The organism is Bacillus manliponensis (genome assembly GCF_000712595.1).
Taxonomy (GTDB): Bacteria; Bacillota; Bacilli; order Bacillales; family Bacillaceae_G; genus Bacillus_A; species Bacillus_A manliponensis.
The window spans coordinates 1-7,424 of sequence record NZ_JOTN01000048.1; the positions used below are offsets into that span (position 1 = coordinate 1).

Below are 7,424 nucleotides of genomic sequence, written 5' to 3' on the forward strand. Positions count from 1 at the left end.
TCGCGTTTCAGCGACTTTTCTAATATAACATCCCTTTGAATGTTAGTCAATATCTTTTAAAATGCTCGTCAATAACTTTTCCTTTCGTTCCTGACGACGCTTATTAATTTACCATATAAAGATAAACTACGTCAATAGTATTTCTAAAAAAATAAAAAAGCTAAAAAATCGATATGATTCTTTAGCTTGGAATGATATACAACTTAATAATAATTAAAGCAAATAATCCTGGTAAACCTAACAAACCTGAAACAACCGTTGTCCCGATATTAATCGGAAGGTGAAAATCGAATTGTATCCCGACCATATTTACAACAAATAAGAGTAGCGCTCCAATCGCTAACTTCACAAATAACATCCCAATAAATCGGATTGGTCTTATCCGAGCTCCAAAAAGCAATAAACAGACAATAAGTGTTAATATGCCTCCAATTATAATGGTGTGATTCATAACCCTCTCCCCTTTACAACTTGTACAATATATTTGTATGGAAAGAAGATATAAAAAAGAACCTAGTTAAACATAACTAGGCCTTTTTACCATTGTTCCATCTTCACCGGACGCCTTTTTGCCTCCTTCAGCAAAAAGAAATACTTCATTTCTGCTAATTTCAAATGGCAAAGTACATCTTCTGATGGCTCAACACTTTGTTCTACAATTCTTCTTTGACGCATCCACTCTAGTTTCACTTGTTCTAATGTTGCAACTAGCTGCTCATCATACTCTTTTCGTAATTTCCCTTTTTTTTGAAAAAACATTCTCTTTACCTCTTATACTTCTCTTCGGCCTTCAAGTGCTTTAGAAAGCGTTACTTCGTCCGCATATTCTAAATCTCCGCCCACAGGAAGTCCATGTGCGATGCGAGTCACTTTAATGCCTGATGGTTTTAAGAGCCTGGAAATATACATTGCGGTTGCTTCTCCCTCAATGTTAGGGTTTGTTGCTAAAATAACTTCTTGCACTGTTTCATCTTGCAGTCGTTTTAACAACTGTGGAATATTAATATCTTCTGGTCCAATCCCTTCCATCGGAGAAATTGCACCGCGCAGAACATGATAAACACCTTGATATTCTTTCATCTTCTCCATCGCAATGACATCTTTTGGTTCTTGCACAACGCAAACAACCGATTGATCACGATGAGAATCATCACAAATATAGCAAGGATCACGATCTGTAATATGTCCACAAACGGAGCAGTATGTTAAGTTTCTTTTTGCATTCACAAGTGATTTTGCGAAATCTAATACGTCATCTTCCTTCATATCTAATACAAAGAATGCAAGGCGAACGGCCGTTTTAGGGCCAATTCCTGGCAACTTCATAAAGCTATCAATAAGCTTCGAAATCGGTTCTGGATAATGCATGTTTAAATGTCCTCCTAATTAGAACATTCCACCTGGTAAATTCAGTCCTTTTGTAAATTGTCCCATTGTAGATGCTGATAATTCTTCAGCTTTCTTTAAAGCATCATTTGTTGCGGCTAATACAAGGTCTTGTAACATTTCTACATCTTCTGGATCTACAACTTCTTCTTTAATCTTCACATCTAATATTTGTTTATGTCCGTTAGCAATAACAGTTACCATACCGCCACCAGCTGTACCTTCAACTGTTTCTTCACCTAACGCTTCTTGCGCCTCTGCCATTTTCTTTTGCATTTTTTGCATTTGTTTCATCATGTTATTCATATTTCCCATTCCACGCATAATAATAATTCCTCCTAATTGTTGTTATTCTTTTATTTCAATCAATTCCTGTCCCACTAGTTTGACAGCCTCTTCAACAAGAGGATCTGCCGTTTTCTTTGGTTCATCTTCAAGTGAACCATCATCATGTTGCAAGAAATCTTCACGAATTTTACCCCATTCACTTTTCGGAATAGCAATCATATTTAATTTCTTACCAAACAACTCAAATAAAATCTGTTCAACTGTATGTGTCGCCTCACGATTTTCACTTGCCATTTTGCAGTGAATTTCGTATTTAAAAGCAAGAACATAAGAATCCACAGAAGCTGCAACGGGTTCACTATTTTCTAACAGTACTGCATAGGCAACCTTATTAGAATTTTTCAATCTCCCTAATACCTCGCCCCAGCCTTGCTTCAGTTGCTCCAAATTATTACGGGTTGCTTGTTTTAACACTTCGTGTACACGGCCTACCGGTATTTTCATACCGCTAGAACGAGTTGGCTTTGGTGACTTTTGCTGAACTTGTACTTCTTGCGGCGCAGCATATGATACACCATTTTGTTTCAGATTATCTAATTCTTGCTCTAGTTGCTGCATACGCTGCAACATAGCTTGCAAGCGGTCAACTCCGCCTCCTTGCATGGCAAACTTTTGACAAAGCTGTACCATTACAACCTCTAAGAAAATACGTGGATGATTCGTCCACTTCATTTCTTGTTGGCTCTTACTAAGCGTATGAATTATGTCATAAATCACATCAGGTTGCATTTCCTGACTCATCATACGAAATTGATCATCCACAATAACTCTTTCTAGCATATTCTCAAGTTCAGGTGAAGTTTGATATAAAAGCATATCTCGATAATAATAAATAAAATCTTCAACAAACCGAATGGGTTCTTTCCCTTGGTTCATAATATCATCTACAATACGAAGTGCTTTTGGTACATCATTTTCACGTATACATTCTGCAAGTGTACCTAAATTCCTTTGAGAAACAGAACCCGTTACAGCTAATACATCTTCAACCGTAACAACTTCATCGCTATAAGAAATTGCTTGATCAATAAGGCTCAGCGCATCACGCATACCACCTTCTGCGGCACGTGCGACAATTTGAAGCGCCTCATCTTCTACCTTCGTTCCTTCTTTATCAATAACTGTCTTTAATCGCTCAACAATATCATGATTGGATATTTTACGAAATTCAAAACGTTGACAACGAGAAATGATCGTTGGTGGAATTTTGTGAGGCTCTGTCGTTGCTAAAATAAAGATAACATGTCCTGGCGGCTCTTCTAATGTCTTTAGCAATGCATTAAAAGCGCCCATGGAAAGCATGTGAACTTCATCTATAATATATACTTTATAACGAACTGCACTTGGAGCATATTTTACTTTATCTCTTATATCTCGTATTTCATCTACACCGTTATTAGAAGCCGCGTCAATTTCTAATACATCTGAATTTGATCCTTGTGTAATTCCTAAACATGCAGGACATTCATTACAAGGTTCAGCTGTAGGAGCATGCTCACAGTTAATTGCTTTCGCAAACACTTTCGCAATTGTTGTTTTCCCCGTACCTCTTGGTCCTGAAAACAAGTAAGCATGTGAAGCTTTTTCTTGAAGAAGGGCATTTTGCAACGTTTTGGTTACGTGCTTTTGACCGACTACATCTTCAAATTTTTGCGGTCTCCATGTTCGGTACAACGCCTGGTATGACACGAAAATACGGCCTCCCTCAAAGTTTTTATTAACTTGGTTATCCCGTATTCACGGAAAATTGATTTCTTATCTAAGCTAATTAGAAAAATAATCAAGTACCCGTAAAAACCTTATATATAAAGCTTTATAGCAAGTAAAAACATATGATTTTTCACTGCCTTTTAGTTTCACTTTATTATAACCTATTCTGTTTCTAGATTCCAAAAGTTATTTTCCATACAAAAAACCCACCCTATTATATAGAGTGAGTTTATATGCATATATAACTGCCGTGCACCTTCTGTCGATTACGTACCATAAGCGTTACTTAAGCAGTTAGCTCAGTTCAGGCACCCCTACGGCACACGAGAACATCCGCTTATTGCTGCTTCCTTCCGGATCTGACAAGGTTCACGGGGTCCCGTTGCGCAGGACCCAAACGTCAACGCCACTTACTTAAGGCAGACCCTACAGTAACATAACCTCGAGAAGGGATTCGGCCTCGCTAGAGCGGATTGCGAGTAAAGGGCACCGCTACCTCCCCGCTTAGCACGGCAAAGTTAAAACCATATTCGGTTGTCTTTTGTTAAAGACAATATCAGTATAACTTGTTTCATTCTAAAATGCAACCGAGTTAACATTCACTATTTTTATCCAATTTTACTTTCTCTGCTTTCCTTTTCTTACGGAGCGCTCTAAAGAAGTTTGTTAGTAAAGCACCACATTCTTCTTCTAGTACACCAGCCTCAACTTCTGCTTGATGATTAAAGCGCTCGTCCGTTAACAAGTTCATAAGCGTTCCCGCACATCCGCCCTTTGGATCACTAGCACCATATACAACACGCTTTACACGAGATAATACAATTGCACCAGAACACATCGGACACGGCTCTAACGTGACGTATAACGTGGCATCTTCCAAACGCCATGTTCCTAGTTTTTTACACGCCTCATCAAGAGCTAATAATTCTGCATGAGCAATCGAACGTTGCTCACATTCTCGTAAATTATACGCACGACTAATTACTTCACCGTCTAATACAACAACTGCTCCAATTGGCACTTCTTCTATCATTTCCGCCTTTTTCGCTTCCTCTATCGCAAGCTGCATAAAATAAATATCTTGTTCCATCATAAAAATTCCTCTCATCACAAATAACTTTTCCTGTTTCAATCCAACCTATTAAAGTGAAATTTCACTTATTAGTTCCCTTACTAAGTGAAGTTTCAGCCTGGTCAATCAGGCTTTTACGGGTTGCCTATTGCTCGCCTCCCGTCTAATCTTCTTCGCTTCCCTTAAGCTTTCGGCTGGAAGTCTTATATTTGATAAATAATTTGGTAAAGCAGGAAAGGAGACTATATATGAATAATACTGCACTTCTTATTATTGATATGATTAATGACTTTCAATTTTCACACGGTCCCATATTATCACAAAAATGCGAGGGCATTATAGAACCGATCTTACAACTAAAACAAAAAATGAAAAAGCTTGGACACCCTACTATTTATGTAAACGATCATTATAATTTATGGAGAGCTGATATTCAGCAGCTTCTTACATATTGTAAAAATGATTATAGCGAGAAAATCATTGAAGCCATTAAACCTGAAAAAGATGATTATTTCTTTATTAAACCACATTATTCTGCTTTTTATGAAACACCTCTTAATTCTCTACTAGGACATTTAAAGATACAAAACGTTATTTTAACTGGAATTGCCGGTAATATATGCATACTATTCACCGCCAATGATGCCCATATGAGAAATTACCAACTGTATGTACCAAACGATTGCACAGCTTCAAATAATGATCAAGATCATTTATATGCTTTAAAAGTTATGAACCGAACACTAAAAGCAAATATTGCTCCTTCTTCTAATTTACCACTTACATAAATCAAACTTATATGCACTAACTTTATTTACAATTGTATAAATGGATACCCTGATGTTTCTATAGTAGGTTGGTTCTTTCCTCTCTCTTATGCTACAATAGTCCTGTTTTGTGCTTTTTGTTCGCGTTACATTATGATTTGAAAGGAGGAAACAACGTGACCGGAGTACCATTTATTACGGTTGAAGGACCAATTGGTGTCGGAAAGACTTCACTTGCGAAGGAAATTTCGACTCACATGCAACTCCACTTATTAAAAGAAATTGTTGACGAAAATCCGTTCTTAGGAAAATTTTATGAAGACATCCAAGAATGGAGCTTCCAAACAGAGATGTTTTTCCTATGCAACCGATATAAGCAATTAGAAGACATTGATACAAAATATTTAAAGCAACAGGAGCCTGTTGTTGCGGATTACCATATATTCAAAAACTTAATTTTCGCATCTCAAACACTACAAGGTGTTCAATATGAAAAATATATTCACATCTATCGTATCCTTACAAAAGATATGCCAATCCCAAATGTGATTGTATACTTAACCGCAAGCTTAGAAACACTCCAAAAACGAATTGCAATGCGCGGCCGTGAATTTGAGAAAAATATGGATCCAAATTACTTAATGCAACTTATTGAAGATTATGAAACAGCAATGGAAGCATTTAAAAAGGACCACCCTAATATTCCCGTACTAAAATTTAACGGAGACAATATGGACTTTGTAAATAACAAAGAAGATTTACAACTCATTTTATCCACATTGCAAAATACATTAATAAAGGAGATTGCAAAGTAATGAATTTACGCCAAAAGTACGACATCCCAAATGATGCCGTCATTACAATCGCAGGAACAGTTGGTGTCGGAAAATCTACAATGACAAATGCATTAGCAGATGCACTTAACTACCGTACATCATTTGAAAAGGTTGATTCTAACCCATACTTAGATAAATTTTATAGTGATTTCACAAGATGGAGTTTCCATCTGCAAGTATATTTCTTAGCAGAGCGCTTTAAAGAACAAAAGCGAATCTTTGAATATGGCGGTGGATTTATTCAAGATCGTTCTATTTATGAAGATACTGGTATTTTTGCAAAAATGCACTTTGAAAAAGGAACAATGACCGCTACAGATTATGAGACATATAAAAGCTTATTCGATGCAATGGTTATGACACCTTACTTCCCACATCCGGACTTATTAATTTATTTAGAAGGATCTTTTGAAGATATTTTAGATCGCATTCAAGAGCGCGGTCGACCAATGGAACAACAAACACCTATTGAATATTGGAAAGAAATGCATGGACGCTATGAAAATTGGATTAACAATTTCAACTCTTGTCCTGTGCTACGTTTAAACATTAATGAGTACGATATTCTTCAAAATGGCGACTCCATCGAACCAATCATCAAGAAAATTGGTCATTTCTTAAAACAAACACGCAAACTTGTAAAATAAAAAACCCGTGCGAATGCACGGGTTTTCCTATTAACTTACTATTTCTTTTTTGTTGGAGCAATAATTTCACTCTCAGGTTTTCCAGCATTAATACGCTGACGAACAGTACTTGTGCTAATACCATATGCTTCAGAAATTTCTTTTACTGTCATTTCTTTTCCATTGATAATAGCTGTAAGAACTTTCCCGCTACGCTTTGGAGCTGCTTTTTTCTCTTCTACTTTTGGTTGAGATACAACTTCTTTCTTCGCTTCTTGTTTTACGTTACAAGTACAACCGCAAAGTTTACGGAATGTTACATCACTTACAGTACGAGATACATTTGCAGCACTGTTTAAAATTCTATTTTTCTTACAAACCGGACATTGTACATAGTATAGCGTTTTTCCATCTAATGGAAACGTTTGTATAATAAGATCCATGTTGACTCCTTTCATATCTAACAAGATAATCATGGGAATTAATGTATTTTTGAAAAGGTGTCTAATCCTTCCCATATACTCTCAGAGTGGTTAAAACAAAAACTCGTTACGTATTGGTAACGAGTTTCCAATCTCCACTTATATGCGCTGTTGTCAATTTTATATGGCGGAGGAAGAGGGATTCGAACCCCCGCGCGGCTTTCACCGCCTGTCGGTTTTCAAGACCGATCCCTTCA

Annotated in this window: 10 protein-coding genes and 1 other RNA gene; 3 read left to right on the top strand and 8 right to left on the bottom strand. The window is 36.8% G+C overall.

All coding sequences use genetic code 11. The features are described from left to right. Positions 1-181: 181 nt before the first annotated feature. The 7 genes from BAMA_RS22850 to tadA form a co-directional block, all read right to left on the bottom strand. Positions 182-451: a pro-sigmaK processing inhibitor BofA family protein gene (locus BAMA_RS22850; RefSeq protein WP_034644280.1), complete on the bottom strand. Its 270-nt coding sequence runs from the start codon at positions 449-451 to the stop codon at positions 182-184. A gap of 86 nt (positions 452-537) precedes the next feature. Further along, positions 538-759 carry a YaaL family protein gene (locus tag BAMA_RS22855; protein ID WP_034644281.1) on the bottom strand — a complete coding sequence of 74 codons (222 nt, stop codon included), beginning with the start codon at positions 757-759 and terminating at the stop codon, positions 538-540. A 12-nt stretch (positions 760-771) separates the two neighbouring features. Then, entirely contained in the window at positions 772-1,368 is a 597-nt protein-coding gene (gene recR, locus BAMA_RS22860; RefSeq protein WP_034644283.1) for a recombination protein RecR, read from the bottom strand. Positions 1,369-1,386: 18 nt separating this feature from the next. Then, positions 1,387-1,710: a YbaB/EbfC family nucleoid-associated protein gene (locus BAMA_RS22865; protein ID WP_034644285.1), complete on the bottom strand. Its 324-nt coding sequence runs from the start codon at positions 1,708-1,710 to the stop codon at positions 1,387-1,389. 24 nt (positions 1,711-1,734) lie between these two features. Next, entirely contained in the window at positions 1,735-3,423 is a 1,689-nt protein-coding gene (gene dnaX / locus BAMA_RS22870; RefSeq protein WP_034644287.1) for a DNA polymerase III subunit gamma/tau, read from the bottom strand. Positions 3,424-3,692: 269 nt separating this feature from the next. Beyond that, an RNA gene (gene ffs, locus BAMA_RS24335) (signal recognition particle sRNA large type) lies at positions 3,693-3,957 on the bottom strand. A gap of 79 nt (positions 3,958-4,036) precedes the next feature. Then, the gene (gene tadA / locus BAMA_RS22875; RefSeq protein ID WP_034644295.1) at positions 4,037-4,534 is read right to left on the bottom strand and encodes a tRNA adenosine(34) deaminase TadA; all 498 of its coding nucleotides are present in this window, start codon (positions 4,532-4,534) and stop codon (positions 4,037-4,039) included. Between the two features lie 230 nt (positions 4,535-4,764). On the opposite strand from tadA, the gene BAMA_RS22880 reads away from it, so the two are divergent. From BAMA_RS22880 to BAMA_RS22890, 3 genes are all read left to right on the top strand, one after another. Beyond that, positions 4,765-5,304 carry a cysteine hydrolase family protein gene (locus tag BAMA_RS22880; RefSeq protein ID WP_034644289.1) on the top strand — a complete coding sequence of 180 codons (540 nt, stop codon included), beginning with the start codon at positions 4,765-4,767 and terminating at the stop codon, positions 5,302-5,304. Between the two features lie 155 nt (positions 5,305-5,459). Beyond that, positions 5,460-6,098: a deoxynucleoside kinase gene (locus tag BAMA_RS22885; protein WP_034644290.1), complete on the top strand. Its 639-nt coding sequence runs from the start codon at positions 5,460-5,462 to the stop codon at positions 6,096-6,098. After that, positions 6,098-6,766 (top strand): deoxynucleoside kinase, encoded by a 669-nt coding sequence (locus BAMA_RS22890; RefSeq protein ID WP_034644291.1) that lies wholly within the window; start codon positions 6,098-6,100, stop codon positions 6,764-6,766. The genes BAMA_RS22885 and BAMA_RS22890 overlap by 1 nt, the downstream gene beginning before the upstream one ends. Positions 6,767-6,804: 38 nt before the next feature. Here BAMA_RS22890 and BAMA_RS22895 read toward each other — a convergent pair whose 3' ends face one another. Next, positions 6,805-7,188, bottom strand: a complete 384-nt coding sequence (locus tag BAMA_RS22895; RefSeq protein WP_034644293.1) for a sigma factor-like helix-turn-helix DNA-binding protein — start codon at positions 7,186-7,188, stop codon at positions 6,805-6,807. Positions 7,189-7,424: the final 236 nt, after the last annotated feature.